Here is a 25,711-nt window from a genome sequence, read left to right as displayed (position 1 = left end):
GGTAGCTATGGCAAAGAATGGCATAACTCCGGTCCATCGAGAACGGCATAGGGACAAGTTCTGGAGGCGGTTTTCCTCGTTCAACTTCGCAATCGAAATGAAAGAGTGTCCCATTGTGGAAGCGGAAATCCTCCAGGTAGCGGCCGCATTTCCGATTGCCTTTCGAATGTCTGAACAAGGCCATTATCCCGTCGCTGTGCTTTCTATGGCAGCCGATTGCCCGACGCCCTTTGTCTCGTGTCAAGGAAAATGGCTTGCCGGATATGTCCCTGCTGATTTTCGCTGTTTTCCGTTTCGGTACGAAATGACTAAACACAAGGACGACGCGGACTCCTCTAACTTCGAACTTCTGGTCGACGAAGATTCAGGTCTTGTGACCGATGATCCGGCAGATGAAATATTTTTTGATCAAGCGGGCAATCATGGTCCGGAAATATTAAAGGTTCAATCGTTTTTCCAAGCGCTTTCCAAGTCGCAGCAGGACACGTGGCACTTATGCAAGGTCCTTTCAGAGATGAGTCTTTTCTCTCCGCTGGGCTCATATCAGGGCATGGCGCTCCCGCGTGGGCTCTTCGGCATTAACTCGAGCGCTTTAAAAACACTTAACGCTGTGAACATGTCGTTGCTTGTCAAAACTGGAGGGCTGCGCCTGATACACGCCCATCAGGTTTCCCTGACACACTTCCATTGGCTGTCGCGGGCGCAAAGCGAGGCTGTTCGGCTAACAACAAAAAAAGAAGAAAATAAAGATTCGAACCTTCCCGGGTTTTTAGACGCTTTGGTGTCGGCGCAACAAAGTGAAACCCTCCTGGGGCATCGCAATCACGAGGGTGAAAATGCGGTCCTTTATTGAAACTGCGAAGAGAATGATATCTGTACTGTCTGCGACTCTGATCGGCGCCTGCACGGCCCCGCTAGATTTGTCGCCTGTATCCATGTCATTTGCAACTGGAACGGCTGGAGCCGGAGCCGCAAAACCCCCTAAGTCGCTAAGCCAAAGTGCATTTGGGAAAAGGGTGCGAACAGCCGTAGAATCCAGCCCAAATCTGGCCCAAAGCGATACGAGGATGGACATCGCAGAAGCCAATCAAGATGCAGCGAAAGGCGCTTTCCTGCCTCAAGTGTCACTAGGCATCAACGCCCGATCCGAGAGGATTGACTCTGATATCGCTGATGTTTCACCGTACCTGAGGATTTCGCAACTGGTGTACGATGGCGGCGCGGCGGCAGGAGACTTGGCAGCTGCGCGAGCACGGGTTCTGGAAAGTCGAGGTAATCAACTACAAACCGCATCGGCGATAGCTCTGGCGGCGATTGAAACATATGTCATTGTCCTTGATCGTCGGAAAATTCAAGACATTTCGGCAACGAATGTCATCGTACATGAAGAACTTGTGCGTCAAATCTCGGAACGTGCAGCGAGTGGGGCCGGTTCAAACGCGGATGTGCTGACAGCGCAGTCGCGCATGGCCGATGCAAGAACGAGGCTGGCCGACGCTCAATCGCGTACAGACCGTGCCGAAGCTCGGTTTCGCGAAGTATTTGGAACAGTTCCCGGCGTATTGAGCCCTCCTGTGCCAGCACCTGATCTGCAAAAAAGTGACGCTCAAATCATACTTGCCAGCCCTCAAATTCGCCAAGCAGATGCGAGCCTTTTGGCCGCCAAGGCAGACTGGTCGGCTGCTCAAGCTCGCCGTAGACCGGATATTCGTTTGGCAGCTTTTGCCAATCAAGATGACAACCGAGATGCAAATCTAGGCGTTGATCTTTCGGTCAACTACGAATTGGACAGTACTGGTCAACGACGGGCAGCGATAGCAACCGCTGAAGCGCAAGTGAAAGAGGCAGAATACGTTCGCGAGCAACTCATTCGCGAAATAACGAGAGAGCTGGGTTTTATACGTTCCGACCAAAGTGCGGGCGCAGAGCGACTGCGCGCCGCCCGGTCAGCAGTTACCGCCAACGCTGAAAATGTAACAGCCTCGCGCGCACAGTTTTCTATCGGACGGCGCAGCCTGATCGAAATCCTTGACGCGCAACGCGACTTTGTGAATGCGCAGGAGCGTCTCATTTTGGCTGAACAGAACTATTTCCTAACCAACTATGCCGCACTCAGCCTTACGGGTGATGTCCTTGATTTGTTTGGGATATCACTTGGGGCCTGGAGCGGCTTGAAATGAACATGTCCAATTCAACACTCTCAAACCCTCATTTGACGTCCTATGAGGCTTGCTTGTTGAATGTTGCAAGTACGCTTGAGCGACCATTGACGCTGGCCTCGCTTCATGCAGCGCAAACCGGTACAGCCGGGGAATTGACCATACGCGATGTACTTTCGGTGGCTCACCAAACGAACTTACAGGCGGGGTACGGTAAGCGTCGGCTTTCCGAATTTGACGGAAAACTCGTACCTGCGATGCTGCTTCTGACAGGAGATCAAGCGGTTGTTTTCCATGGTCGTTCAGCCAACGGTGCATTTCTGATTTTCGACCCGGAAATCGGCGAAGGGATCAGCGAAGTGCCTGAGGACAGTTTTCGGAACACCTATACGGGTTACGCCATCTTGTTTCGCCGCCACTACGGCGACGAAATTTCTGCGGACAACACCTCTTATCAAGGTCACTGGTTTAGGTCAGCTCTTGTCGCAAGCCGATGGAACTACATTCAAGTCATTCTGGCGGCCGCCATGGCCAACCTTCTGGGTCTAACAACTTCGATATTCATAATGGTTGTTTATGATCGCGTTTTGCCCAACGAAGCAACCGAGTCCCTGATCGCGCTGACAGGAGGCGTTGCCCTTGCTCTGATTTTTGACTTTTTGCTGAAATTGCTCAGAGCGGGCTTTATCGACAAGGCCGGCCAAAAAGCTGATTTGCTGATGGGACGGCGCATCTTCGATCAAGTGCTGAACATTCAGATGAAATCCAGAACAGGCTCTACTGGCGCAATGACCAGCACCATTCGTGAGTTTGAAACGCTACGCGAATTCTTCACATCCGCGACCCTTGTCGCCGTTGTAGACCTTCCGTTCATAGGTTTGTTTATCTTTGTAATTTATCTGGTCGGAGGGCAACTCGCGATTGTACCTGCGCTGGCCGTTCCAGTGGTGCTTTTGACTGGCTTGGCTGTGCAGCCCTTCTTGTCGCGAATGGCCGAAAAAAGCCTTACTGACGGGCAGTCCAAGCAATCTGTTCTGGTCGAGGCCGTCTCTGGCATCGAGACCCTGAAAACAACGGCGGCAGGTCAGCGAATGCGCGCCAGGTGGGAAGAGGCGATCGAACGGCAATCAGCACATGGAGCGCAAAGCAGGGCCATCACGCAGTTTGCTCTGAACCTGACCGGTTTCACGCAGCAAGCGGCTCAGGTGCTCATCGTTTTTTATGGCGTTTTTCTGATCACTGATGGCCAGGCCAGTATGGGAGCGCTTGTTGCCTCTGTTATGCTGACCGGTCGCGCGCTGGCTCCTTTGGGTCAGCTGGCACAAACGCTTACGCGTATGAATCAAGCCCGAAGTGCTTACCGTAACCTAAACACGCTGATGGTGGCTGAAAGCGAACGACCAGAAGGGCGCACCTGGGTGAACCGGTTCAGGTTCAAAGGAGCAATCTCTTTCAACAATGTACATTTTTCTTATCCGGATCAGAGTTCTGACACACTGGAGGGCATCTCTTTCAAGATCAAACCTGGTGAAAAGGTCGCAATCCTCGGTCAAATCGGTTGCGGGAAGAGTACGATTGCACGTCTGCTTTTAGGACTTTACACGCCTCGCGTTGGGTCGGTTTCGTTTGACGGTCTGGATATCCGACAGATCGATCCCGGTGACCTGCGCCGCAATATCGGCTCGGTATTGCAGGACGTTTGGCTTTTCTCCGGGACTGTCCGAGACAATATCACCAGCGGCGCGATCAGACCTAAGGACGAAGACCTTATCGAGGCCGGTCACACATCTGGTGTGGAAGATTTCATCTCGAAACATCCAAACGGCTATGATCTTCAGTTGGCTGAACGTGGAGAAGGACTCTCTGGAGGGCAACGACAGGCCATTGCCCTTGCCCGAGCGCTCATTGGACGTCCTCCGGTTTTACTGTTGGATGAGCCAACCAGCGCAATGGATGTCCAAACCGAGGCTGAAGTGATCCAACGTTTGAAGCAGGCTTCTTCGGGTACGACAATGGTTGTCGTTACACACCGAACCAGCCTGCTGGAGCTTGTTGACCGGGTCATCATACTTGAAAATGGCAGGATTGCTGCAGATGGACCCAAAAGCCTGCTGACACAACACGCACGCCGAAACAGGAGACATCTGAATGTCGCGGCATCCTGACCTGGCCACCCTGGCGCGCGAAATGCAAGGGCGCTCTCCTATTCGGGGTTCATTGCTTTTGTTTGTGATCCTGTCTTGCCTGATCTCTGCCGTGGTTTGGGCACATCTGACCGAGCTTGACGATGTCACGCGCGTAGACGGTCGAATTGTCCCGTCCGGTGATATCCAAGTAATCGATGCAAGCGAACCCGGAATTCTGCGCGCGCTCCATGTGCGCGAAGGTCAACTGGTGGACAAAAACACAATGCTTATGGAGCTTGATGCCACGCAAATCGATAGCAAGCTCAGTCAGGAACAACAACGCGCATTCGGGTTGATGGCTCGCGCAAGGCGGCTTCAGGCAGAAATAGACGGAACACAACTGAATTTCGACGCGAAACTGATTTCTGGAGCACCAAGTGTCGTACGCTCGGAAACAGCGCTGTATCAAGGGCGGCAAGCCGAGTTAGCGGCAGAAATTGCAATTTTGGAACGTCAGCGGCAACAGAAACACCGTGAGTACGAAGAAGGCTTGGTTGATCAAGTCACAGCCGTTGAGACGCTAAAGGTTCTTGAGGAAGAACGCGCGATTATGGCCCCCTTGGTCGAAAGCCAGATGGAGCCGGCGACAACCTTACTGGCCTTGCGCCGAAGCGAGGCAGAGTGGCAGGGGCGCAAGGTGCGAGCCGAAGCAGTGACCAACAGGCTAAAGACGGGCCTGGAAGAAATCGATGATCGCATCCAGGCGGCCCGTAGCCGGTTTCGAAGTGCCGCGCTGACCGACCTTGCGATTGCCACGGCTGAATTGGCGGCCTTGCAACCGGCGCTGCCTGCTTTGCGCGACAGGGCTATGCGCGCGCAAGTCCGCTCTCCGCTGCGGGGCATCGTCAACCGCATTCACCAGACAACCATCGGGGGGCATACAAGAAGTGGCGAGGAGCTTGTCGAAATCGTGCCTCTGGACGACACATTGCTTGTTGAGGCTTACGTGAAACCCGAGGACATCGCATTTCTGCGCGCCGGGCAGCCTGTGAAAGTCAAGATCACAGCCTATGACTTTGCCCGATATGGCGCCTTAGATGGTGAAATCATACGCATTGGTGCCGATACAATCACGCGATCGGAACGCAATGAAGAAGAAGTATTCGTCGTAGAAATCCGAACGAACAACACCATGTTGGACGGGAACGGCATTGCGGTCGAGATTATTCCAGGCATGATCGCAGAAGTGGACATTCTGTCCGGTCGCAAATCTGTTCTGGACTACATTCTGCAGCCTGTCGTGAAGATTAAGGATCAGGCGCTTAGAGAGTAAACCGATCAAACAAGGCGGCTGTATGCCTGATTTTGGCATGAAAGTATGACCGGCCTGGGGGCTGAGAGCCTCAACCTCAGTTGATCAATACTGCTGTTACTTCCAATCAACATCGCCCAGAAAGATGTATCCAGCACCATAAATCGTTTTGATAAGGCGCGGGTTCTTGGGGTCTTCACCAAGTTTGGTTCGCAGCCTGGAAATCCGAACATCCATGGCCCGGTCAAAGCTGTCACCTGCTGCACCGCCCAGCGATTCCTGCATTTGTCCCCGACTGATCAAGCGCTTGGGGCTCTCCAGAAACAACCTCAGAACTTCGCCTTCCGCATGGCTGAACGGCGTTTCTGAACCCGCCCCGTCCTCAAGTACATAGCGGTCAAAATGCGCTGTCCAACCATTGAACACAGCCGTATCCGAGTGTGACGTTGGGCCGCGCGGGTTACGCAACCTGGCCCTTATCCGAGCCACAACTTCTGCCGGATCAAACGGTTTCGTTATGTAGTCATCAGCACCAAGCTCTAAACCCGTCACGCGATCTTGCACTTGTGCACGACCGGATATGATAATCACCGCCGCGCCTTGCTCCAAGGCAAGGCGGTGAACCAGAGCCAACCCATCTGTGTCCGGCAAGGAAAGATCGACCAGACAAACATCTGGCGTCACGCGGTTCAGCGCCGCCTCAAATTCCCGCGCGCGAGAGAAACTCTGCGTTCGGAACCCTGCGTCTTCCAACGCATCCGTCAGGATGCGGCGAATCTCGGGCTCATCATCGAGAATAGTCACCAGCGGTTGCGTCATCAGGCTGCCTCGGTTTGGATAAGCGCAGACAATTGCGCCTGTGAAAACGGTTTTTGCAACACCGGTGCTAAAGCGAGTGCCTGTTGGTGCAATGGATCTGAATTGGGTAGGGACGTCATTAGGATGCACGGAAACCCTGGCTTAATCTTTTCCATTAGCTCCAGCCCCGTTGCCCCTCCTTCAAGGCGGATATCGGACAGGACCATCGAGATGTCTTCGACGCTGGAAAGCAGCGCCACCGCTTCATCTACAGAGTTGGCTTCAATTACTGACAAACCCAATTCCACCAACATGTCGCGAAACTGACCGCGCAATTCATCACTATCTTCCACCAACAGTACAAGGCCGCCTCGGGCCGGTGGAGCCGGTCGGTAGGGTAACCGCAGGACGACGGATGCTCCGGACGGGGTATTCTTTAGGTTCAGATCGCCCCCTGTCAGTTTTACGGTGTCATAAACCATAGGCAGGCCCAGCCCGGACCCATCACTGCCCTTGGTTGTAAAGAAAGGATTTAGCGCTTTCTCCAACGCCTCCGCTGAAAATCCCGGACCGGTGTCAGACACGGTAATCTCGACCCAAATGTTACCGATGGCGTGTGCGCTTATGGTAATCTGTCCCGAGCTTCCACATGCATCCCGTGCGTTCAAAATCAGGTTCAAAAGCGCGTCCTGCACCATTCCCGGATCCAGCATCAATGCCTGATCCGGTAGTGTGTTGACAACAGAAAGCCCCATGCCACGCGGCAGGGACGGGGTGGCCAGTATCCGCAGATCTTCCAGCAAACCGCGCATATCCGTGGCCTGAGGCTGAGGCGTTCTGTTCCCGGTCATGTCCGCAATTCGGTTCAGCAATTGCCCACCCCTGCGCGCCGTTTGTTGAGTGGCAACGACAAGTTCTTGCGCTTCATCTGGCAAGTGCATCTTGTCCAGCCGGGACTGCATACCAAGGATAATCGTGAGCAAGTTGGAAAAGTCATGCGCAAGGCCACTTGTCATTTGCGCTGCCATCGCTCTGCGACGTGTCTGCTGCAAGGCAACCCGCGCTTGTGTTTCTTCGGTAATGTCCACAGACATGACATAGACCCCCCCTGCCCCATCCGGTGTGAATGAAACACGGATTCGGCGAGAATCCTGATCTTCGGTGAACTCAAAAACAGATTGCTCACCGTCGTAAGCCTTTTGCAGATGGCTTTCGACACGTGCAAAAGCCACAGCACCAAGGGCCTCGGAGATATGGAGCCCCAGAATATCAGAAGGACGGCCAGGCATAACCGCGCTCAGACGTCGGTTGGAATAGTCGTAGAACCCGTCACTGTCCAAATGCGCGATATGGGCCGGCATCATCTCAGTCACCAGGCGTGTCCGGGCCTCAATTTCGGTCAGCTCCCGTTTGGCTTCTTCTAACGCGGCGATCGTGGCCGCAAGCTTGCGGTTGGTGGCCGACAGTTCTTCGGCATGACCCAGCAACTGTTCCGACAGTTCCTCGGACCGCGCCCGTAGCAGGTTCTCGGCCCGCCGCGTACCCGTGATGTCCGTATAGACTGCAACCCACCCCCCTTGCGGCAAGGGCGCACCTTCGATTGAAACAACTTGCCCGTTCGGACGCACCCGTTCCATGTAATGTGGCTCAAATGCCAAAGCCTGCTCGACGCGCAAGTTGACCATGTCCTCCACACTCTCGTCGTGGCCATATTCTCCTCGACTGGCCAGAAAGTGGATGGTGTCTCGAAACAAGGCTCCACGCTGGACCAGTTCGTCCGGCAACCCGAACATTTCCTGAAAACGGCGATTGCTGAGCACCAATTGCAACTTGCTGTCATAGATGGAAAGAGCCTGACCAATCAGGTTCAGCCCTGCGGTGGTCATAGCTTTGATGCGCTTTTCTGTTATGTTCAAGCTTGCCGTCTCCACAGCCTCTGCCTAGCACCAGTTACCAGGCGCGGATAGTGGAATCATGTTTGATGCCTCGCGCGTTGGGTCAGGACCCGCCGTGTAAGGGCATGGCATTTGCAGCGCGGTATGCCTCAACATATCCTCTGGCGACAGACCGTACAGCGCGACCTATCTGGGCATAGGCTTCGTCCGGCAGATTGGCAAAAGACACGCGCGCAGACCAACCCGGCGCATCGAACCCGCTGCCATTCAACAGAACAATCCCGTGATCCTCGGCAAGTTTGAAGGCAATATCGAGTGGATGCACGTTCTTCTTGATCCAAGCCACAACGTCGTCGCCAACATATTTGCGCAACCAATATTCGAAGTCGATGATCCCATAATAGGCGTCGTAGTTTTCGCCTGCATCGACCTCGATCCCCATCGCTTCGGTCAATAGTTTGAACCGCCGATGTACAAGTTCCATACATGCGGTTTGATAGTCTTTCTTGGTATCCACCAGTTCAACAAGTGAAAACAGGGTCATCATGACTTGTTGAGGTAAGGACAGACCAGCGGTGTGGTTCAAGGCAACGTCCCGGCTGTCTGCAACCAGGCGATCAACGAAGCGGATATCCCGAGGCGTAAGGCTTAGTGTGCCATACCGTTTGTCCAGCGTCTGCTTTATCTCTTCGCTGTGTTCTGCCAGTTTGAGGTCAAAGATATTGTCTTGTGCAACGGCAATGACACCCAAACGCCAGCCCGTGCAGCCAAAATATTTGGAATAGGAATAAACGCCAATTGTGTTGCGTGGCATGTACCCCATGACCGATGTGAAATTATGCACGAAGGTTCCATAGACATCATCTGTCAGAACGATGAGGTCGGGACGATGGTTCTCGACCACATCTGCCAGCTTCTCCAAAGATGCCTTGTTCAGCGCAACTGACGAAGGATTGCCCGGATTGACCAGAAAGAAGGCTTTTACTTTGGGGTCTTTCAACGTCTCGACCGCTGCATCGGTCAGTTGGAAACCGTCTTCTTCATCCGTTTCCACATGAACGGATTCGAGGCTGTAATCCTCCAACTCGGGCATTTCGAGATACGGGGTGAAGATCGGGGTACACAGCGCAATCGTGTCCCCTGCGTTCAGCAAACGGTTGGCCTTGAGTGACTTGAAGATGTAACACATCGCCGCCGTGCCGCCTTCGACCGCAAACAGGTCGAATCGTGTCTCGGGCCGTCGGCCCGCACACATGGCCCACATCAGATATTCATGCGCGATAATTTCATTGTGGTGCAGGATGCGGTCCGGCACCGGGTAGTTGTCTCCAATAATCGAATCCGTCAGCTCATGGACAAACGCATCAGCATCAAAGTCGAAAGCAAAAATGGCGTGTTTGACCACAGTCAACAAGGTGTCGGTACCCGGCATATCGGCATTGGCCTCAGCCCAACGCAAAAAGCGATCATGGCACCCTTTGATGGCTGGCATCCCACCCAAACCCGCCGGATGGTCCATAACGCGTTTGGCTTCGGTTATGGCAAACTGACCGAGCGCAAAGAACGCTTCACGCGGGCGTGTCGCGATCCAGTTGGGGTTGCCGCGCCCTGCGTTCAGAAACGCACTGTTGGACTTTCGTGCCTCATCCGAGGCCAGTTTGATCAGCTCATCCTTGATCTGAAAAGGGCTAAGCGCTTCGTAATCGTGCAGTTTCAGACGGTCCATACCCCATACCTTTCCAAATCAACTGAGGATCAAAACAACGACCATGCCAAAGATGGTCAGTAACGTATTCCCGATCGCATAGGGCATCCCATACCCCAACGCTGGTATTCGGCTTTGAGCGGCTTCCTGGATCATCCCCAGCGCAGCTGTTGTGGTTCGCGCACCCGCGCAGGCCCCGAACAAAATGGCCGGATGAAACTTGAAAACGTAGTGGCCAACATAGACAGAAAAGATCATGGGCAATGAGGTGGCGACAATGCCCCAAAGCAGCAATGCAACACCGGCCTGCTGAAGCCCTGCGACGAAACCAGGGCCCGCACTGATCCCAATCACAGCAATAAATACGTTCAGGCCAAGGGTATTCATCAACCACAACGACGGGCCGGGTATACGTCCGAAAGTTGGATGAACCGTTCGCAACCAGCCAAGCAACAAGCCCGACAATAGGGCCCCACCTGTTGTCGAAAGGCTGATTGGGAAACCCCCCATGGTAATCGCAAGGGTCCCGACCAAACCGCCAAGAAAGATCCCCCATCCGACAAACGCAAGATCCGTCGTGTCCACCGGACGATCTGCATACCCAATCTGGGCGATTGCGGCTTCGACATGGCGCTTTGACCCAAGAACCGTCAGGATGTCACCGCGATGCACGACAGTTCCCGGCAACAGCGGCAGTTCGACCATGTTTCGCATCAGCTTTGAGACATAGACGCCACGGGCCAGCGAGAGCTTGCTTAGGTCCTCCAGCGTTTTGCCGTGAACCTCTTTGCTTGTAATCAGAACATCCAGCTTCTCAGTTGGCGTGTTTAGCAATTCTGGGGCGTCAGCCTCTTTCATGCGGCCTTCCAGCAGGCCGACCAAGTCCGCGCGCCGCCCGGAAAACATAACGATGTCGCCCGCCTGTAGTTCCGTGCTGTCCTCAACCTCGATAATTTCATCGCCACGCTTGATCCGTTCCGCGTAGATCCGCACTCCGGGCATCAAGTCCTTGACCGGTTGGCCTATCAAGTCACTGTCGTGTGGTATTTCAAACGCCCGTGCTTCGATCATGCGATAGGCTGATACGATACCGTCACCTGCCTCAACCGCCGCGCCGCCACCCAGCTGAGCTTCGTATTCCTTACAGGCAGCAACCAAATCCACACCAATCAGACGCGGGCCTATCTTGGCCAGAATGATGGCAGAGCCGATTGTGCCGTAAATATAGGTCACAGCGTAGGCGATCGGGATTTGATTGGCGTAGGTCTGCGCCTGTTCTGTCGACAGGCCCAATTGATTAATCTGATCTGTTGCGACGCCAATTGCGGCCGAAATGGTCTGCGACCCCGCGTACAGGCCCGCCGCAAACCCAAGCTCTAGGCCCGCGACCATTGCGGATATGACCGGCACAATCAGGCACAAGGCCAGAACACTGAGCGCAAAGAAGACTTCTCGCGCACCGTCTGCTTTGAGGCCGCGAATGAACTGTGGACCGACCCCATACCCAACCGCAAAGATGAACATGATGAAAAAGGTCGATTTGACCGCCGAGTTGATTTGGATATGCGTTTGCCCAATGATCACAGCCGCAAGCAGTGTCGCCGTGACCGTTCCCAGACTGAACCCAAAAAGCTTTTTGGGACCTATCCAGAACCCCACCCCTATCGACAGAAAAACCGCCAGTTCGGGATAGCTGCGCAGCACATTCACAAACCAATCGCCCATCACCATCCTCCTCAGAGCACCCTGCAAGCGCAAAGGTGTGTTTGGAACATTGAAATCGCTGACAGGCCGATCCGAACAATTCAATCAGTAACAAGAAACAAAAGCACCGACACTGCAGGCCGTCAGAGCGAAATTAGAAGCGTATTTTTCAAGGACGATACCGTAAGATATGAATTTGTCTATAAATTTTCTCTGACAGGACCCAACCACCAAAGAGATGTCTAGTAGCGAGAGCGGGATTTTGCACCTTCCGTTGTAATGGAATGCAATGACAACGTATGGTCCATGTTTCGCATTCGATGCCGCAACATATGGCGGCCCATCCGGGCTAGTTCAGGCGCAAACTCGGGCTTGTTTGCCACATTCTCGAACTCGCCTTTGCCTTGGTGGTCAAACAGAATGGGCGGCAGATCGGCGGCAAATTCGATCAGGGTAAATCGATCATCTCGCAAAATCCCCAGACAAGAGTTGCTGTTTCCCGTTCCCAGTCGCTGTTGCCAAAGGGTCGGGTTTTCAGGTTCCGAGAAGTCCAGTTCACTGAACGAATAATTGCGCCAGTCTTTGGGAACCTCGCGATGCAACAACGGCATCAAGGACCGACCATCCATCGCGTTCGGAGCCGTTTGCCCGATCCAGTCAAGGATTGTCGGCGTTACATCTACTGACTCTGTCGGCACTGTAATTTGACTACCCGCGTGGGCCTCATTCCCCGGCAAACGGATCATCAACGGTGTATGATAGGCTGCATCATATACCGTCATTTTTCCCCAGCTGTGGCGATCCCCCAGCATTTCGCCATGGTCTGCGGTTATAACCACCATCGTATCGTCATATTGCCCGCTGTCCTTCAGGTATTGCACCACACGACCGATATGATGGTCTACTTCTGTCGCCAGTCCCAAATAAACTGCGCGCAATGTACGAATGTTGGCGTCTGTTGGTTCAACTTCGTCGAAGCCGTGAACAAATTCTTTTGCTGTATAGACATCCAGTTTCGGGCCAAAGAACGGGTGCAGCTCTTTCTCGGCTTCCGCGCTGTGCAACCGTTGCGGCAGGGGAATATCTGCCGGGTTGTACATGTCATTGTACGGCGCAGGTGCGACCAGAGGCGGATGTGGACGGATATAGGTCAGATGGGCAAACCAGCCCTTTCCTCGACGGGGCGCGATGCCGTCAAGGAATGCATCGGTGAGGAACGCCGTATCACTGTCTTCCGCACGATACAGTGCCGGATTGTTCAATTTAGGGGGCTGACCGTCCATTGAGACGGGTTTGTAGACATCCCAATACTGATCAAACTCATACCCTTTCTTCATCAGATGCGCTTGCCAGGGATACGATTCTTCAAGGCGCATTTCGACGACTTCCAGAAATCCGTTCATGGATTCCTCGTAAGATTTAAGCACCGGGTCGTTTGCGTCATGAACCCGCGGGTCGGCAGAGGTATCTGTGTAACCAAACAGCATCGGCGTATATCCCGCTTTGCGCATTTCTGTCGCTATGTTAGGGGTGTCGTGACGCAACGGGGTTCCATTCCTGACAGACCGGTGGTTCATCGCATATTGACCGGTCAGCAACGAAGCACGCGAAGGGCCGCAAGGATTGGTAACCGAGTAATGCCGTGTGAAAGTCACGGCGTCATCCATGAACGCCCTGAGGTGAGGGAGATCCACGTAATCCGCCAATGCACCGTTCAGGCAATCAGCCCGAAGCTGATCGATGATGATGAACAAGACGTTTTTGGTCCCAGGCATACGAACTCTCCGGCTCCGAACTTGATTCCCACGCGAAATGTGTCTGGCTTCTTGTGCTCAAGCAACTGATAAAATGAAGACATCGCCGCTTGCTAAAGCCGTCAGAGATTACAAAACGTGACTTTACCAAATAAGGTCAGGCGTGACGCGCGCGCCATCCTGCTCCACAAAAACCCTGCCTTTCGAAACAAAGGCTTGCGGGCCAAAGGGGTTTTACTTCACATGACGATATGACGAAGCCAGCGATATCAGCCGAGCGCGACACCGACGGTACTCATGTCCGTATATCGGGTGAATTGCTGACCCAATTGCTGCATTCGGTAGAACAGGACTTTGCGGCTATCCAACCTGCACCTGACAGGGTCGTTTTTGATTTGTCCCGCATTGAAGCGCTGGACACTGGCGGTGCGTGGCTGATCGCTGACCTTGGTCGGCGGTGCACCTCGAACGGCGCGACGATAGAAATCCAAGGGGCAAAGCCTGCGCACGCCAAGCTGATCGATACTGTAACGCATAGTATACCGGACAACCCGGGCAAACTCGAAGACCCCCGCAGCTTTACGGACTGGGTTGCCGATGTTGGCCGCAGCACGTTCGGGGCCTGGAAAGATACGCTGTCTATGCTGGAGTTTCTGGGGCTTACGTTGCACCGGCTGTTTAGAACCGCTGTGATGCCCTGGCGGCTGCGCAAAGCAGCGTTGGTTACGCATATGGAGGAGACCGGCGTCAAAGCCCTGCCGATTGTCGCCTTGATGGGCTTTCTGATCGGCGTTGTTCTGGCCTTTCAGGGCGCAACGCAGCTCAAGCAGTTTGGCGCAGAGATATTTGTTGTCGAATTGATCTCAATCTCGGTTCTGCGCGAATTGGGGATTTTGCTGACCGCTATCATTGTTGCAGGCCGCTCGGGTTCGGCGTTTACGGCTTCCATTGGTTCGATGAAAGTGCAGGAAGAGATCGATGCCATGCGGACCCTGGGGTTGGATCCGATAGAGGTACTGGTCATTCCCCGTGTCCTCGCTCTTTTGATCATGCTGCCCATTCTGGGTTTTGTGGCAGACATGGCCGGTTTGTTCGGTGGCGCCTTGATGAGCTGGATTGACCTTGGCGTGAGCCCGGGGATGTTTCTGACACGGCTAAAGGAAAACACGGATGTCTGGCAATTGGCGGTGGGTTTGATCAAAGCACCCTTTTTCGCTTTGGTCATTGGCGTGATCTCTTGCTGGCAAGCCATGCAGGTCAGAGGGTCCGCTCAAAGCGTGGGTCAGCGCACGACGGCTTCCGTTGTGCAGTCCATCTTCATGGTCATTGTGATTGACGCCCTGTTCTCGATTTTCTTCTCAGAGGTCGGAATTTGACATGATCAGCGAAACACAACAGGCACCGACTTTGACAGAAACGCAGCAAGAGGCCGTGATCCGTGTGCGCGGCCTCAGAAACCAGTTCGGAACGCAGGTTGTACATGACAACCTCGACCTCGATGTCTGGCGTGGTGAGGTTCTGGGAATTGTCGGCGGGTCCGGGACAGGCAAGTCCGTTTTGCTCAGAACAATTGTTGGACTGAACAAACCCGCTGCAGGAAGTATCGAGGTTCTGGGTGTCGATGTCTTGAACGGCCCCGAGGAAGATCGGCGCCGCATCGAACGCCATTGGGGTGTGGCATTTCAGGATGGCGCGCTGTTTTCTTCTTTGACCGTGTTGCAGAATGTAATGGCCCCGCTGCGCGAGCACACTGACCTCAGCGAGAAATTGATGGAGTCCCTCGGCGCGCTGAAAATCAGCTTGGTGGGTTTGCCGCAACTGAGCTGCGGCAAGTTTCCATCCGAGCTGTCTGGCGGTATGCGCAAACGCGCGGCACTGGCACGGGCATTGGCGCTGGATCCCGAGATCGTGTTTCTGGATGAACCAACCGCCGGATTGGACCCGATCGGTGCGGCGGCTTATGATGAGTTGATTGGCGAATTGCAGCGGGCCCTTGGGTTGACGGTGTTCATGGTTACCCATGATCTGGACAGCCTTTATGCCATCTGCGACCGGATTGCCGTACTTGCAGAACAGCGCGTACTGGTTGAAGGTCCGATAGAAGACATGACCAAGGTCGATCATCCTTGGGTGCAGGAATACTTTACAGGCCCCCGCGCCCGCGCAGCACAACAGAAGGGCCAAAACAGGTAGAGGCAATGGAAACCCGAGCGAATTATATCCTGATTGGCGCGTTTACCCTTGCAGGGCTTTTGGGCGCGTTCGGTTTTTTCCTGTGGCTTGCGAAATTTGAGGTCTCGCGCCAATACGCTTACTATGACGTTTTATTCGACAATGTCTCAGGTCTTTCCGCCGCGGGAGGTGTAAGCTTTAACGGCCTTCCCGTGGGCCAGGTCATTTCGTTGAATCTGGATGAAGACGACCCCTCAAAAGTCAGGGTGCGCATCGAAGTAGATGCAGACATTCCAATCACTGACGAAACCGTTGCGCAGTTGCAATCACTTGGTGTGACGGGCGTTGGCTATGTCGAGTTGACGGGTGGGTCGCCAGATTCACAGCGATTGGCGCAGGACAGCGTGATCAAAAGCAAGCGGAGCACGATTCAGTCCTTGTTCGAAGGCGCACCTAAGGTTCTGGATGAGGCCGTCACGCTTTTGGAAAGTCTGAACAAAGTCGTTGACGACAAGAACCGCGAGGCCGTGAGCAGCATACTGGACAACCTTGCGTCAGCCACAGGGCGGCTGGACAAAACACTGACCAGCTTTGAGTCTGTCGCTAGCGACATCGGCAGTGCAGCCAAGGATATTGGCGAGTTTTCCAAACGCCTGGATCCTCTGGTCGAAACAGCGGAAACAACACTTAATGCCGGTACAGATACACTGAATTCAGTCAAATCCGCGTCCGATTCCGCAAAAGCCGCTCTGGACGAGGCGAAAACCACGATCCAGACGGCTGACCGCATCCTACAGCAAGATATTCAACCCTTCATTGAACGCGGCTCGCGACTGGCTGAACGGTTAACCCTGTTGTCGGACGAAGGCAGCGTCACGCTTGGAATTGTCAACGAAACCGTCCTGAACGCAAATACAACGCTGGGCTCGATCACTTCAGCGATGGACACAGCAAAAGGGGCATTGTCCTCGGCAGAGACAGCGTTCAATTCCGCCAACCGCGTTATGGAAGAAGAAGTCGCGCCAGTTGCGGCCGACATCCGCAAGGCCGCCAACCAAGTGACCGAAACAGTATCAAACATCACTGAGAAGATCGACCAAATCTCGGACGATGTACTCAGCGCGTCCAACTCGGCGTCCGAATTACTGGGCACAATCGACGGCATCGTTCAGTCCAACCGCCGCCAAGTGTCGGACTTCCTGCGCGTTGGTCTTCCGCAATTTGTCCGTTTCGTCGAAGAAGCCCAACGCCTTGTCATCAGTGTAGACCGCCTTGTGGACAAGGTTGAACGAGACCCTGCGCGTTTCCTATTAGGCACCCAAGCATCGGAGTTCCGTCAATGATCAAGCCTGCTCTCGCTTTGCTGGTGGTTGCCCTGATCGGCGGCTGTGCCGGTCTGGGAACGTTGCAACAAGCGGCCAAACCCAATGACCTGTACCTGTTGACGCCCAAAAGCACATTCTCGTCCGCGTTGCCCAGAATACAGAAGCAGATCGTTGTTCAGGAACCCACGGCCACTGCAGCGGTGAATACCGATCAAATCGCCATTCAGCCAACACCCTATCAGGTGCAGTACCTGCCGCGGGCACGCTGGGTGGATCGCGCGCCTCTGATCGTTCAGACCCTGTTGGTGGAAAGCTACGAAAACTCAGGAAAAGTTGCCGCGGTTGGTCGTTCTACAGTTGGCCTGAGAGCTGACTATGTAATCGCACCAGACTTGCGCGAATTTCAGGGCATCGTAGTCGAAGATACTGAGACCGGCAAAAAAGTCCGTATTGAAGTCCGTATGAACATAAAGGTCATTGATGAATACGAAGACAAGATCATCGCCTCCAGCTCGTTTCAGGAAAATGTTGTAGCTGCCAGCGATCAAACGCCGGATTTGGTCAAAGCATTTGATCTTGCCTTGGGTCGTGCCATGCGAGATGCGGTTGAATGGAGTATTCGCAGGATCAACACGCATGTAGCAAACAACCCAAGATCTAATCCCAGCTAGGACTTGAAGTTTAGACTACGGCGGACTGGACGGGCGTCTTTGCTGCTTATTGTGAATAATCCCGTTCACTCAGGTGGTTGGTAAAGCTTCCATCGCCTGCGTCTAAACACACCTGGCTAGGTTAGTGCACATGGACTGTCGATTGGGCTCCCGGCTTAGGAGCACGGCAAAAGAACAACAGCGGAATCGTCGCCAAGGCCAGCAAACCGAGATTGTTGAAAACGGTCAGGTATGAGATCAATTCCGCTTGTCGCGCAATTTCCTGCCCCAGAATCGCAGCGCCCTCAGCACTGTCAGGTGTCAGACCAAGCGGGCTCAGATAAGCCTGTGCTGCCGGGTTGTACGGTGTCACATTCTGGCTGAGCACTGCAGTATTGGTCTGAAGCCCGCGTACGATCCATGTGCCGACCAGCGAGATTCCAACCGATGACCCCAGTTGCCGGGTCACGTTGAACAAGCCAGATGCTTCATCTTGCCGGTTTTTACTGATGCTTTCAAACGCAAGGATAGACATTGGAACGAAGACCAATCCCATCCCTAACCCACTGATGGCTCCGGGCCACGCCAGTTCCCAAAATCCGGCGTTGAGGTTGAGCGCCCCCATCATGAAATTGCCAATCGCAGTCAGCAACAGTCCGGCACCTGTCAACACACGTGGATCGAAATGATGAACCAGCACCGCACCTGTTAAAACCATCGATAACCCGGCAGTTATGCCGCGCGGGATAAACAGGTGGCCCGAAGCGATCACCGGGAAATCGAGCAGATTTTGGACAAGCGTTGGCAATATTGCGATACCGCCAAACAGTGAAACCGCGAAACCTGCGATGATCAGGTTGCACAGGGCAAAATTCCGGTCCGCAAAAAGACGCAGGTCTACGATCGCATCTCTGGAAACCAGCGCGTGAACAACAAATCCAATCGCTCCCAGAATTGACGCTACAACAGCCACCTGGATTACGCGGGACGACATCCAATCCATGGTTTCGCCCTGGTCCAGAACAAACTGCAGGCACCCGATACCAAGCGCCAACAAGGCCAAACCTTTCCAATCGATCTTCACATCTTCGGTTTTATCTTCGGGCAATTCTCCGGCTAGCAAAAGAAGGGCAAGAGCCGCCACAGGCAAATTGACAAAGAACACCATACGCCACGAGAAATACTCGGTCAGGATCGCGCCAACCGTTGGCCCAAGGACCGGCGCTACTACGACACCCAACCCGAAGATCGCCATCGCCTTCCCACGGTCTTCCCTGGGGAAGGCATCGAACAGGATCGATTGTGACAGTGGGATCAAAAACGCCCCAAACATACCTTGGGCCAATCGAAAGGCGACAATGACCTCTAAGCTCCAAGACAGGCCACACATCACCGACATCAGGGCAAATCCGCTGACCGCCGTCAGGATCAGCCGCCGCCGACCCACACGGCGCGCTACGAAACCAGTCAGCGGCATAATGACCACGGCTGACACGATATAGCTGGTCAAGATCCAAGTCGCTTGATCAGTGGTCGCCCCAAACGCCGCCTGAATGTGGGGCAACGCGACGTTGACGATCGTGCTGTCCAACACTTCCAGTATGGCGCTGAGGACAACAGCGACCACGATCACCCGGTTTACATGACCGGACGTCGCCGAAGTCATTTGCCGTCCGCCGGACCTGTTGTGTCTACAACAACTTTACCGCTGCCACCGACACGCAAAGGGGCATCTGTTGGATCCAATTCGATCCTAACCGGAAAACGACGCGTGACCTTGACCCAATTGCCGCTGGCGTTCTCGGAAGGCAGCAATGAAAACGTGTCTCCTGATCCGCGCCCAATGGAAGCCACTTTTCCGCTCAGTTTCACACCGGGCAGCATGTCGACCTGAACCGTGACCGATTGGCCGGGTCGGATGCGTGGCAAAGACGTTTCTTTGAAGTTCGCATCCACCCACCAGTCCGATGACTCGACAATCGAAAACTGCGGAGCGTTGGCCGAGACCGATGACCCCGGCCGCAAAGTCAGATTTGCGACCCAGCCGTCTGCCGCAGCAAAAACCTTGGTCCAGGCAAGATTTGTTTCGGCGATCTCAAGCTGTGCTTGCGATGACAGGATGTCGTCCTGCTTTGCCTCCAACCCGCTTTGCAGTGCCAACAGACTGGATTGGCTGGTCGTCAGCCGCGCTGAGGCTTGTGCGAATTCCGATGTGGTCTGATCCAGTGAAGCTTGTGCCACATCCCCCGAGGCAAACAGCGCCTTCGCTCTTTCGAGGCTTTTGTTCGCCGTGTCATAAGCGGATTGGGCACTTTCAACAGCTGCTTCGGCTGCGGTTATCTGAGTGGAGTAAGACTTGGCCTGTTGCACTGCACTGTCCAAATCGGCCTTTGCCGCATCGACCGACGCTTTGAACTGGGTTTCGTCAATTGAAAACAGAAGGTCGCCAGTCTTGACCGGTTGATTGTCCGAAATATGAACCTCGGCGACCTGGCCAGTTACCTGAGCCGCCACATAGATAATATTGGCTCCGATATATGCATCCTTGGTGGATGGATACCTTTCTTCATGCCGCCAGAACAGTAACAATCCAACCCCAATGGCGACCAACATTACGGCGATTGCTGTGGTTTTGAGAGGTTTCATCGTCACTTCCCCTGGCTCGCAGTCTGAGCCACTTACATTGCGTGCATATGCATGCGTATCGCCAGATTGCCCAGGACCCAAACAGTACCAAGGATCATGATCAGCAGAACCATGATGGAAAACAGGACCAGATGAAGATCTTCCCGGCTGCTGCGTCGGCGGTCGATATGCAGGAAATACACAAGTTGCAAAACAAGTTGAGCCAGACCCAGCAAGCCGATCGTTAGATAGACGCCGACCGTTTCGATGCCGAACACATACGCCACTCCGAACATGGCGAGTGTAAGGATCAGCGACCCGCCATAACCGATGACATAGCGCCGTCTTTCGCGCCGGTGCATTTCGGACCTGTTATCCATAGGTCAGCCCTCCAAAATACACGATGGTGATAATGCCGATCCAGATCAGGTCGAGAAAGTGCCAGAACAACGCCAAGCGTACGACCCGAGAAATGATTACATCCGTCATTCCCTTGACCCGCAGTTGGATGCCCAGAACGATCAGCCACAGACATCCGGCTGCAACGTGCAAGCCATGTAACGGAACCAAACCAAAGAATGCCGAAAGGAACCCACTGCGTTGCGGGACACCGCCCTTTTCAGCCATAGCCATGAAATCACGCAGTTCGAGCACCAAAAAGCCAAGCCCCAGCAACAGCGTGACACCAAACCACAAAATGATGCGCCAGCGCGGTAAATTGTATTTCAGCGCCAGCATGGCAAGACCAACCGTTAGGCTGCTGGTCAATAGGATCAGGGTCTGAGCAAAGACGCTTTTCAGGTCGAACAACTCGTGCGGACCGGGGCCGCCCGCCTGTGCATCGATCATGGTTATGTAGATCGCGAACATCAGTCCAAAATAGACCAGATCGCTCATCAGGAAGACCCAGAACCCAAAAGTAACAACTTCGGCTGCTTTATGGGCGCTTGCGTGGCGCTCTCCAAGGTTGATGCCGGGGTAACTATGTGTTGGTGCGCGTTTCACGTGACCGCCTCCAGATCAGGGCGGGCAAGGCCGCGGTTTTCCGGAGAGGTCTCATAGTCACGATCCACCGCCTTTTCGTTGTAAACCAACGAAAGCCACGCTTCGTGATCTCTGCGCACTTCTTCTGCGGGGATGGTAAATTCGGTGCTGTCGTCGAACGTCCAAATGATCACCGCGAGGATCATCAACACGGTCATCAGGACCGCCAACCACCATATCCACCACACCAGCGCAAACATCCAAATGCCGCTAAATACGCACAAGATAAAGCCAATCCCGGTGTTGCGAGGCAGCTCGATATCCTCATAAGCATCCGGAGTTGGATACGCGACACCCCTTTCTTTGGCCGCAGCAAAGTCATCCCGGTCAGTTACTTGTGGAATGATCGCGAAGTTGTAGGGCGGCGGGGGTGACGGGATCGACCACTCCAACGTGCGGCCATCCCATGGATCCCCCACCGGAACGCGTGTTTTTTCGCGGTCGCGGATGCTGACCCACAATTGGATAAGGACCGAGAACAAAGCGCACGTAATCACCAGCGCCCCAATGATGGCGACGATCATGAAAGGCTGGAAGGTTGGATCATCGTAGCTGAACGAACGTCGCGGCATTCCCATCAACCCAACAAAATAGAGCGGCATGAACGTCAACAAAAACCCTATGGTCCAGAGAGCGACTGTTATGCGGCCCCAGAACTCGTTCAGGCGGAAACCAAACGCTTTGGGGAACCAATAGTTATAGGCCGCCAATAGGCCGAACAGCACGCCCGGCAACAGAACGTTGTGGAAATGCGCCACCAGAAACAGCGTGTTGTGCACCTGATAGTCTACCGTTGGATTTGCCAGGATCACCCCGCTGAGGCCACCAATCACAAATAGCATCAGAAATGCCAGCCCATACAACATCGGCACCGAAAACCGGATTCGTCCTCGCCACAAGGTTGCCATCCAGTCATAGACTTTCACACCGGTCGGAATCGCGATCAGCATGGTTGCAATGCCAAACACGGCGTTGATCAACGCGCTTTGACCCATGGTGAAAAAGTGATGCAACCAGACCGTGAAGGACAGCACCGCAATCGACATTGTCGCAATAACAAGCGAGTTGTAGCCATAGAGCCGCTTGGCCGAGAACGTTGCGAAAACTTCGGAATAGATACCATAGGCGGGCAGAACCAGCAGATAGACCTCGGGATGACCGAACAGCCAGAACAGGTTGGCGTAGTTCATCATATTGCCGCCGAGGTCATTAGTGAAGAAGTGGAAATCCAGATAGCGGTCTGCGGCCAGCATCAACGCGGCAACCCCCAAGGGCGGCATGGCAAAGACAATCAGGATAGAACTGCAGATAATCGTCCAACAATACATCGGCAGCCGCATAAAGGTCATACCCGGCGCGCGCATCTTGTAGATCGTTACAGCAAAGTTGATGCCCGTGAGCGTGGTCCCGATACCCGACACAACGATGGTCCAGATCCAGTAGTCCGGGCCGACGCCCGGGTTGAAGGCTGCACCGGTATATGGCGGATAGGCTGTCCAGCCACCGGTTGAGAACCGCCCGACCACCAGCGACACCATCAACATCATGCCTGACGACACCGTCAGGCCCAGACTAATCTGGTTCAGCCGCGGAAAGGCAACGTCGCGCGCGCCAATCATCAGCGGAATGACATAATTTGCGATGCCAAAGACAAAGGGCACAGCCACAAAGAAAATCATGATTGTTCCATGGGTGCTGAACAGCTCGGCAAAGTGTTCAGCCTCCAGAAAACCGTCACCTGGCCCAGCTGCCTGCTGCGCGCGCATGACGACGCCTTCCAATACGCCGCGCGCCAACATCACGATGGCAAACACGACATACATGATGCCAATCTTCTTGTGATCGACACTTGTCAGCCAATCGCGCCACAGCGGCGTCCACAGTCGAAACCAGCTGAGCAACCCGACCACAGCAATGACACCAACAATCACGACGCCCGCAGCCGCATTTGCCACGATCTCATTGGCGTTGGGACCTTGAAGCAACCCAGCAATTGGCAGCGCATCCCAGCTGAGTCGGCCAAAAAATCCTGTCTCTGGAGATGTCATTTTTGCGCCTCCTGCCCGAAGGATGCCGTGCCCGGTTGTTGATCGGCGGGCAAAGCCTCGCCGCTGTGATACCGGTGCAGAATGCTGTGAAACACATCCTCTTCCAGCGTGAAATACAGTGCATCATCAGGCATCTGTGCCGTCCCTAAAGCCGCTTGAACTTCATCCCTGTCGGTTCGCATCGCAAGCGTCTGATAGGTGGTCGCATTCAATGGGATGCCGCCAGCGCGCACTTTACCGACCCACGTATCAAAGGCATCTTGGTCCATCGCAACGGTGCGGAACTTCTGTTTGGTAAAACCGCGTCCGTTATACTGCGTGTTTTCGCCCTGCATGACCTCTGGCGTATCCGCAACCAGATGCAATTGCGTTGTCATACCGGGCATCGCGTAAATCTGACCGGCAAGAGCGGGGATCATGAAAGACTGCATCACCGTGTCGGTGGTCAACGTCATGGCCACTTGTCGTTTGGTTGGGATTCCAAACTCGCCCACGCTGGCAATGCCCAGATCGGGATAAAGAAACAGCCATTTCCAATCCAATCCCACCACCTGAACCCGCACAGCGGGCTCCTCACCAAAAGCAGCCGAATAGGGATCAAGCCTGTGTGTTGCCTTCCAAAGATAGAATGACAGGAGTGCCACGATTAAAACGGGCACGCCCCACATCACAAATTCCAGCTTTGCTGAAAAATCCCAGTCGGGACGATAGGCTGCCGCACCACCCTTTCGGCGTCGATACCGAAACGCAATCAACGGCACCAAAACCAAAACGGGAATAACGGCCACCATTATCAGCGCAGTGGCTCGTAAAAGATGGGTTTTCTGAATTGCTGCAATCGGACCTTGCGGGTCCATGAAGCTATCGCTGGCAAAGGCCATCGGTGGTGTCACCGTCAAAAGGATCAAAGCAGCCATCACAAGCGAGGACGGGTTGGACAATCTGCCTTTGGCCATAACGCACAGCCCTCTCATGATCCAAATTCCGCTCAACTATCGGCAAATGCAAAAGATTTCTCAAGACCTTTCCAAACCGCAGATTGCCGAGTTACAACTTCTTTCAACCTTGGGTCACAACGGGCGTTACGCGTTGAGACCCCAACGGAGCAGAGACGCATGTTTTCTTTGATGCGCAAAATACTTGTCGCCACTGGTCTGATCCTGCTCGCACACGCCGCTGTGGCGCAGGATCATGCTGAAGTTGAACGTCAGTTCCAGGCTTGGCTACAGGACGAGGTTTGGCCAAAGGCACGAGCCAAAGGGGTTTCAAAGCAAACCATGGATCAGGCGTTCTCTGGTGTGACTTTGAACTGGAAACTGCCTGATCTGGTTCCCCCCGGGCAAAAAAACAAAGTGCCGAAAGCGCAAAAACAGGCCGAGTTCGGTTCGCCCGGTCGCTATTTCAACGCGGGATCAGTTCAGGGCGCCTCATCTGTCGGGCGCAAAATGGCGCAGCGTCACGCGAAGACGCTCGCCTCGGTCGAAAATGAAACAGGCGTTCCCGCACGGATTATCCTTGCAATCTGGGGTCGAGAAAGCGGGTACGGACAGGTGCCGATCCGCCATGACGCATTCCAGGTTCTGTCCACCAAGGCCTTCATGAGCACCAGAGCTGCGTATTTCACGGGCGAGTTGATCGCTGCTCTGCAAATCGCGGAAAATGGACATTTGTCCGCGCGAAAGATGAAAAGCAGTTGGGCGGGCGCGTTGGGCCAGCCGCAATTCATGCCGTCCAACTATTTAACCTATGCAAAAGACGGCGATGGGGATGGGCATGCTGACATCTGGGGCTCACCCGCCGATACTATCGCATCAATCGGCCACTACCTCGACCAACATGGCTGGGTTAGCAACCGGGATTGGGGTTTTGAGGTGTCTGTTCCTGAAACTTTGCCCTGTTCTCTGGAAGGGCCCGATCAGGGTCGCCCCATTCACAAATGGGAAGAAATGGGGATAGCTCGTGTCTCGGGCAGGCCCTTCCCAGCCCATGAGCGTGATGGTGAAGGATATCTGATGATGCCAGCCGGACGGCATGGGCCAGCCTTTATTGTCACGCCGAACTTCTACGTGCTCAAGGAATACAACAAAAGCGATCTTTATGCTTTGTTTGTTGGCCATGTTGGGGACCGTATTCAATATGGCGTAGGGGATTTTGTCGGACGGTGGGGAAAGGTCGGTGGGCTGTACCGGTCCGACATCGCGGAAATGCAGCGTGCCCTTGAACAGATGGGCCATGATGTTGGCGGTGCGGACGGATTGCCTGGGTTCAAAACGCGCCGCTCGATTGGACGTTGGCAACAGACCGTGGGCATCGCGCCAACTTGCTTTCCGGAACCTGCTATGAAAGCTAAACTCTTACCTTGAATAAGGACGATTGTCTGGATCCCTAGTCTGG

At 54.2% G+C, this 25,711-nt stretch carries 20 protein-coding genes; 9 read left to right on the top strand and 11 right to left on the bottom strand.

The window, feature by feature from the left end; genetic code table 11:
- Positions 1-7 precede the first annotated feature (7 nt).
- From ACXADZ_RS22090 to ACXADZ_RS22075, 4 genes are read left to right on the top strand one after another with little or no spacing between them, the layout of a single operon-like run.
- A complete protein-coding gene (locus ACXADZ_RS22090; RefSeq protein WP_475199972.1) occupies positions 8-853 on the top strand; it encodes a SapC family protein in 846 nt (281 codons plus the stop codon).
- On the top strand, positions 837-2,180 hold the full coding sequence (locus ACXADZ_RS22085; protein WP_475199970.1) for a TolC family protein: 1,344 nt from the start codon (positions 837-839) through the stop codon (positions 2,178-2,180). The genes ACXADZ_RS22090 and ACXADZ_RS22085 overlap by 17 nt, the downstream gene beginning before the upstream one ends.
- Positions 2,181-2,233: 53 nt before the next feature.
- Complete coding sequence (locus ACXADZ_RS22080) at positions 2,234-4,324, top strand: type I secretion system permease/ATPase (RefSeq protein WP_475199968.1); 2,091 nt, start codon at positions 2,234-2,236, stop codon at positions 4,322-4,324.
- Positions 4,308-5,618 carry an HlyD family type I secretion periplasmic adaptor subunit gene (locus tag ACXADZ_RS22075; RefSeq protein ID WP_475199967.1) on the top strand — a complete coding sequence of 437 codons (1,311 nt, stop codon included), beginning with the start codon at positions 4,308-4,310 and terminating at the stop codon, positions 5,616-5,618. The genes ACXADZ_RS22080 and ACXADZ_RS22075 overlap by 17 nt, the downstream gene beginning before the upstream one ends.
- Before the next feature lie 96 nt (positions 5,619-5,714).
- Here ACXADZ_RS22075 and ACXADZ_RS22070 read toward each other — a convergent pair whose 3' ends face one another.
- From ACXADZ_RS22070 to ACXADZ_RS22050, 5 genes are all read right to left on the bottom strand, one after another.
- On the bottom strand, positions 5,715-6,416 hold the full coding sequence (locus ACXADZ_RS22070; RefSeq protein WP_475199965.1) for a response regulator transcription factor: 702 nt from the start codon (positions 6,414-6,416) through the stop codon (positions 5,715-5,717).
- Positions 6,416-8,311 carry a PAS-domain containing protein gene (locus ACXADZ_RS22065; protein WP_475199963.1) on the bottom strand — a complete coding sequence of 632 codons (1,896 nt, stop codon included), beginning with the start codon at positions 8,309-8,311 and terminating at the stop codon, positions 6,416-6,418. The genes ACXADZ_RS22070 and ACXADZ_RS22065 overlap by 1 nt, the downstream gene beginning before the upstream one ends.
- A gap of 82 nt (positions 8,312-8,393) precedes the next feature.
- Positions 8,394-10,016, bottom strand: a complete 1,623-nt coding sequence (locus ACXADZ_RS22060) for a bifunctional aspartate transaminase/aspartate 4-decarboxylase (RefSeq protein WP_475199961.1) — start codon at positions 10,014-10,016, stop codon at positions 8,394-8,396.
- A gap of 18 nt (positions 10,017-10,034) precedes the next feature.
- Positions 10,035-11,720 carry an aspartate-alanine antiporter gene (gene aspT / locus ACXADZ_RS22055; RefSeq protein ID WP_475199959.1) on the bottom strand — a complete coding sequence of 562 codons (1,686 nt, stop codon included), beginning with the start codon at positions 11,718-11,720 and terminating at the stop codon, positions 10,035-10,037.
- A 221-nt stretch (positions 11,721-11,941) separates the two neighbouring features.
- Positions 11,942-13,474, bottom strand: coding sequence for an alkaline phosphatase family protein (locus tag ACXADZ_RS22050; protein ID WP_475199957.1), 1,533 nt, complete (start codon positions 13,472-13,474; stop codon positions 11,942-11,944).
- Positions 13,475-13,704: 230 nt separating this feature from the next.
- Here ACXADZ_RS22050 and ACXADZ_RS22045 point away from each other — a divergent pair, with 230 nt between their 5' ends.
- Genes ACXADZ_RS22045 through ACXADZ_RS22030 form a run of 4 tightly spaced genes read left to right on the top strand, consistent with a single transcriptional unit; the run spans position 13,705 to position 17,621 of the window.
- On the top strand, positions 13,705-14,829 hold the full coding sequence (locus ACXADZ_RS22045) for an ABC transporter permease (RefSeq protein WP_171648119.1): 1,125 nt from the start codon (positions 13,705-13,707) through the stop codon (positions 14,827-14,829).
- A gap of 1 nt (position 14,830) precedes the next feature.
- The gene (locus ACXADZ_RS22040; protein ID WP_171095001.1) at positions 14,831-15,646 is read left to right on the top strand and encodes an ABC transporter ATP-binding protein; all 816 of its coding nucleotides are present in this window, start codon (positions 14,831-14,833) and stop codon (positions 15,644-15,646) included.
- A gap of 5 nt (positions 15,647-15,651) precedes the next feature.
- Positions 15,652-16,968, top strand: coding sequence for an MlaD family protein (locus ACXADZ_RS22035; protein WP_475199955.1), 1,317 nt, complete (start codon positions 15,652-15,654; stop codon positions 16,966-16,968).
- Entirely contained in the window at positions 16,965-17,621 is a 657-nt protein-coding gene (locus ACXADZ_RS22030) for an ABC-type transport auxiliary lipoprotein family protein (protein ID WP_475199954.1), read from the top strand. Before ACXADZ_RS22035 ends, ACXADZ_RS22030 begins: the two co-directional genes overlap by 4 nt.
- A gap of 121 nt (positions 17,622-17,742) precedes the next feature.
- Here the strand turns inward: ACXADZ_RS22030 and ACXADZ_RS22025 are convergent, their stop codons facing one another.
- From ACXADZ_RS22025 to ACXADZ_RS22000, 6 genes are read right to left on the bottom strand one after another with little or no spacing between them, the layout of a single operon-like run.
- Entirely contained in the window at positions 17,743-19,266 is a 1,524-nt protein-coding gene (locus tag ACXADZ_RS22025) for a DHA2 family efflux MFS transporter permease subunit (protein WP_475199952.1), read from the bottom strand.
- On the bottom strand, positions 19,263-20,246 hold the full coding sequence (locus ACXADZ_RS22020; protein ID WP_475199950.1) for an HlyD family secretion protein: 984 nt from the start codon (positions 20,244-20,246) through the stop codon (positions 19,263-19,265). The genes ACXADZ_RS22025 and ACXADZ_RS22020 overlap by 4 nt, the downstream gene beginning before the upstream one ends.
- Before the next feature lie 32 nt (positions 20,247-20,278).
- Complete coding sequence (locus ACXADZ_RS22015) at positions 20,279-20,605, bottom strand: cytochrome o ubiquinol oxidase subunit IV (RefSeq protein ID WP_475199948.1); 327 nt, start codon at positions 20,603-20,605, stop codon at positions 20,279-20,281.
- A complete protein-coding gene (locus ACXADZ_RS22010) occupies positions 20,598-21,230 on the bottom strand; it encodes a cytochrome c oxidase subunit 3 (RefSeq protein WP_475199946.1) in 633 nt (210 codons plus the stop codon). Before ACXADZ_RS22010 ends, ACXADZ_RS22015 begins: the two co-directional genes overlap by 8 nt.
- Positions 21,227-23,317 carry a cbb3-type cytochrome c oxidase subunit I gene (locus ACXADZ_RS22005; RefSeq protein WP_475199944.1) on the bottom strand — a complete coding sequence of 697 codons (2,091 nt, stop codon included), beginning with the start codon at positions 23,315-23,317 and terminating at the stop codon, positions 21,227-21,229. The genes ACXADZ_RS22010 and ACXADZ_RS22005 overlap by 4 nt, the downstream gene beginning before the upstream one ends.
- Complete coding sequence (locus ACXADZ_RS22000; RefSeq protein ID WP_475199942.1) at positions 23,314-24,273, bottom strand: cytochrome ubiquinol oxidase subunit II family protein; 960 nt, start codon at positions 24,271-24,273, stop codon at positions 23,314-23,316. The genes ACXADZ_RS22005 and ACXADZ_RS22000 overlap by 4 nt, the downstream gene beginning before the upstream one ends.
- A 159-nt stretch (positions 24,274-24,432) precedes the next feature.
- Between ACXADZ_RS22000 and ACXADZ_RS21995 the strand changes: the two genes are divergently transcribed.
- On the top strand, positions 24,433-25,680 hold the full coding sequence (locus ACXADZ_RS21995; RefSeq protein ID WP_475199940.1) for a lytic murein transglycosylase: 1,248 nt from the start codon (positions 24,433-24,435) through the stop codon (positions 25,678-25,680).
- The last annotated feature ends 31 nt before the right edge of the window (positions 25,681-25,711 follow it).

Source organism: Ruegeria sp. ABM4_193, assembly GCF_056158705.1.
This window is presented reverse-complemented; position numbering and strand designations above follow the sequence as displayed.

What these genes read in the sequence shown, in the direction of transcription:
- ACXADZ_RS22090 (WP_475199972.1), top strand. Translation starts at nt 8, where the DNA reads ATGGCAAAGAATGGCATAACTCCGGTCCATCGAGAACGGCATAGGGAC.
- ACXADZ_RS22085 (WP_475199970.1), top strand. Translation starts at nt 837, where the DNA reads ATGCGGTCCTTTATTGAAACTGCGAAGAGAATGATATCTGTACTGTCT.
- ACXADZ_RS22075 (WP_475199967.1), top strand. Translation starts at nt 4,308, where the DNA reads ATGTCGCGGCATCCTGACCTGGCCACCCTGGCGCGCGAAATGCAAGGG.
- ACXADZ_RS22070 (WP_475199965.1), bottom strand. Translation starts at nt 6,416, where the DNA reads ATGACGCAACCGCTGGTGACTATTCTCGATGATGAGCCCGAGATTCGC.
- ACXADZ_RS22060 (WP_475199961.1), bottom strand. Translation starts at nt 10,016, where the DNA reads ATGGACCGTCTGAAACTGCACGATTACGAAGCGCTTAGCCCTTTTCAG.
- aspT (WP_475199959.1), bottom strand. Translation starts at nt 11,720, where the DNA reads ATGGGCGATTGGTTTGTGAATGTGCTGCGCAGCTATCCCGAACTGGCG.
- ACXADZ_RS22050 (WP_475199957.1), bottom strand. Translation starts at nt 13,474, where the DNA reads ATGCCTGGGACCAAAAACGTCTTGTTCATCATCATCGATCAGCTTCGG.
- ACXADZ_RS22045 (WP_171648119.1), top strand. Translation starts at nt 13,705, where the DNA reads ATGACGAAGCCAGCGATATCAGCCGAGCGCGACACCGACGGTACTCAT.
- ACXADZ_RS22040 (WP_171095001.1), top strand. Translation starts at nt 14,831, where the DNA reads ATGATCAGCGAAACACAACAGGCACCGACTTTGACAGAAACGCAGCAA.
- ACXADZ_RS22035 (WP_475199955.1), top strand. Translation starts at nt 15,652, where the DNA reads ATGGAAACCCGAGCGAATTATATCCTGATTGGCGCGTTTACCCTTGCA.
- ACXADZ_RS22030 (WP_475199954.1), top strand. Translation starts at nt 16,965, where the DNA reads ATGATCAAGCCTGCTCTCGCTTTGCTGGTGGTTGCCCTGATCGGCGGC.
- ACXADZ_RS22025 (WP_475199952.1), bottom strand. Translation starts at nt 19,266, where the DNA reads ATGACTTCGGCGACGTCCGGTCATGTAAACCGGGTGATCGTGGTCGCT.
- ACXADZ_RS22020 (WP_475199950.1), bottom strand. Translation starts at nt 20,246, where the DNA reads ATGAAACCTCTCAAAACCACAGCAATCGCCGTAATGTTGGTCGCCATT.
- ACXADZ_RS22015 (WP_475199948.1), bottom strand. Translation starts at nt 20,605, where the DNA reads ATGGATAACAGGTCCGAAATGCACCGGCGCGAAAGACGGCGCTATGTC.
- ACXADZ_RS22005 (WP_475199944.1), bottom strand. Translation starts at nt 23,317, where the DNA reads ATGACATCTCCAGAGACAGGATTTTTTGGCCGACTCAGCTGGGATGCG.
- ACXADZ_RS22000 (WP_475199942.1), bottom strand. Translation starts at nt 24,273, where the DNA reads ATGGCCAAAGGCAGATTGTCCAACCCGTCCTCGCTTGTGATGGCTGCT.
- ACXADZ_RS21995 (WP_475199940.1), top strand. Translation starts at nt 24,433, where the DNA reads ATGTTTTCTTTGATGCGCAAAATACTTGTCGCCACTGGTCTGATCCTG.